The sequence below is a fragment of the Vibrio sp. YT-16 genome, assembly GCF_033337405.1.
GTDB lineage: Bacteria > Pseudomonadota > Gammaproteobacteria > Enterobacterales > Vibrionaceae > Vibrio > Vibrio alginolyticus.
The window spans coordinates 1-2,564 of sequence record NZ_JAWOQQ010000050.1 but is presented as its reverse complement, the minus strand read 5'-3'; the positions used below and the strand labels follow the sequence as shown (position 1 = coordinate 2,564).

The following is a 2,564-nucleotide window of genomic DNA, read 5'->3' as shown; positions in this document are numbered from 1 at the left end:
TGAGTCTCTTGTTTTTATATACAGCCAGAATAGCGGCTTATCGAATTTTCTCATTTTTTCCTCAAACAGCTAACGCCCTGTTAAGGTGTGAGCAACGCAACACCGATGCCGCCGCATACCACCTTAAACAATAAACGCAACGCATGGTAAAAATGCCACGCGTTGCGAATCACTCTTAAACAGATTGTTAAACAGCGCCTATGAGGATGCAAAAAACTCTTGCACAATCTCCTCCATAATTGTGAAGTCCGAAATGTGCTCGCGAGTTCTATTTTGGTAAGCAATTGCGCTCTCGGCTAAATCTTTGCTAAAGCGATAGTTAAGGACTTTTGATACACAATCAACAATTTGCCCTAATGTAAGTTCCCTATTTGAAAGATAAGCGACCCTCGCAAGGAGCATCGCATCCTCTTTATCTACTACCGTTCGATTAAATTGCTCATCAATTTTCATTGCGAGTTCATGTGCCACATACTGAGTACGAATCACATCGTTGTCTTGCATTTCAATTGGGACACCAACTCGCTCAAATTTATCTGGCCATTCTTCTACCAGCTCATTATTTACTAGCTTAGCATTATGAATCAGAGCATTTCGTAATGTCACTTTCCTAGTCCAACGACTTATTAGCTGTTCCTGTCCACTGGTTAGCCCCCCCTGAATCAACTTATCAATTTTCTTGATCATCTTGGAATGGCTGTTGTTGCGAATGTACTTAGATACAACCTTGTCAGCAAACCACTCTTTTTGATCTTTAACATAAAACGAGTCTGCGACTTCACCTGCATTCATTTCAATACCAGAACCAGCGAGAAGAGATGGCTTAATGTAAATGGCCCTTTTAGTCTGGTAATACAGATATGTCTCGAATGCAGTTACAATGTTAGTAATCGTATTGCCCCTCACAGACCATAAGCGATCATCCTTTTGGGAAATATAATCCTGTGGAGGAATATCTATGCTTCTATATAGTTGATTGTCATCTCCAGGATATTTTGTAGTGTATGCGAACTCCTCTTTTCGGCTTTCCTCGTTCCACCACCTTTCTGCGTACTCAAACGCAGTTCTACAGTACCAAAAAGTCCGCATTTCCGAAGATAATCGTTTTTTGAAAATCATAAACGCTATAGAGCGTGGTTGATTGTTTATTGTCATATTGTCACCTAGTCTGTTTAACGCCCTGTTAAGGTGTGAGCAACGCAATACCGAAGCTCCCGCATACCACCTTAAACACTAAACGCAACGCATAGCAAAAATGCCAAGCGTTGCGAATCACTCTTAAACAGATTGTTAGCTGTTTTTATTAAACACTTCTCTCTCTTCTTCAGATAGGTTTTGTGCCCAATAACAAAATTTTCTTAATCGTGTTAATGCGCGATGCTTTCCATAATGAGTGATTACCCATGGTATAAAAAACAAAACAGCATAGACGACGAAAAATAACCCGATAGCCTCAAATACCTCGTTCGATTCCCAAAATAAAGAAATGAGTGACGCAGCTAAGAAGGACGCAAATATTATGAACCAAGGGTTTGTAGCTATGGTTGGCTGTGAATAACTATCAATTTCGACGTTACAGTATTCTAAAGAGCTTTCAAAGTTAGTATTATCTGATATTTTTAATCTAACTGCTCCTTCATAAAACATTACAAACTGTAGATACTCGTTATTTTTACTAAAAAATGACAGCTCATGTTGGAAAATGTTTGAATAACGTTCAAATGCCCTTTGTCGACACATGTTGTATTGATTGATCATTTTGAAACACATGAATAGCGAAAAAGAAATCAACAATAACGACTGGAACATACCTTCTGAGAAGTACTTCAAACCAATTGCCCCGAATGTGAAGAGCGAGAATTTACATATCAACACAATCACATCAGCAATATCATTACTTACAACTATCGTCTTAAATACTCTCCAAACGTTTGAATCATTACAAAGTTTGTAGTGTGTTAGAAATATTTTCAATTACTCCTCCCAAAAACTGCTAACGCCCTGTTAAGGTGTGAGCAACGCAATACCGAAGCCGCCGCATACCACCTTAACAACTAAAACCAACGCATAATAAAAATGCCACGCGTTGCGAATCACTCTTAAACAGTTTGTTATGCCTATGCTAACCACCTAGAAAATCTAGTATTTTTTGTCCAGTACCTAGACCTCGTTTGTAAAACTCAGTGTGACCGCAGCTACTGCATGACAAGAAATAAAAACGGTGTTTGTTGTAATTGAAAAATGTACTCCAAAATCCACCACTGGCTCTTAACTCACCAACCTCATATGACTCTGAACCACATTTATCACAGCAGTATTCAAACTTCGATTTCACTTTGTCATTCCCTAACAGGTGGTTTGCCATCTGCTTGTTTGCAAGCTCTTTGCCTAAAGACCCGCACTTTTCACACTTTAATGATGAGTGTTCATTGCTATGCCCGCACCCAAAGCACTCCCATTTACTATCCATATTTCCTCTTATCGGCATAACGCCCTGCTAAGGGGTGAGCAACGCAATACAAAAGCCGCCGCATACCACCTTAAGCACTAAAATCAACGCATAG

General features: G+C 39.4%; 3 protein-coding genes. All 3 read right to left on the bottom strand.

The features are described from left to right. Nucleotides 1–198: 198 nt before the first annotated feature. Entirely contained in the window at nucleotides 199–1,155 is a 957-nt protein-coding gene (locus tag R7F07_RS24565) for a hypothetical protein (RefSeq protein WP_171343495.1), read from the bottom strand. A 135-nt stretch (nucleotides 1,156–1,290) separates the two neighbouring features. After that, complete coding sequence (locus tag R7F07_RS24560; protein WP_237358394.1) at nucleotides 1,291–1,758, bottom strand: hypothetical protein; 468 nt, start codon at nucleotides 1,756–1,758, stop codon at nucleotides 1,291–1,293. Between the two features lie 364 nt (nucleotides 1,759–2,122). Then, nucleotides 2,123–2,470: a zinc ribbon domain-containing protein gene (locus R7F07_RS24555; RefSeq protein WP_005448158.1), complete on the bottom strand. Its 348-nt coding sequence runs from the start codon at nucleotides 2,468–2,470 to the stop codon at nucleotides 2,123–2,125. Nucleotides 2,471–2,564 lie beyond the last annotated feature (94 nt).

Coding starts and splice junctions, on each gene's coding strand:
- R7F07_RS24555 (WP_005448158.1), bottom strand. CDS start 2,470: ATGGATAGTAAATGGGAGTGCTTTGGGTGCGGGCATAGCAATGAACAC.
- R7F07_RS24560 (WP_237358394.1), bottom strand. CDS start 1,758: ATGATCAATCAATACAACATGTGTCGACAAAGGGCATTTGAACGTTAT.
- R7F07_RS24565 (WP_171343495.1), bottom strand. CDS start 1,155: ATGACAATAAACAATCAACCACGCTCTATAGCGTTTATGATTTTCAAA.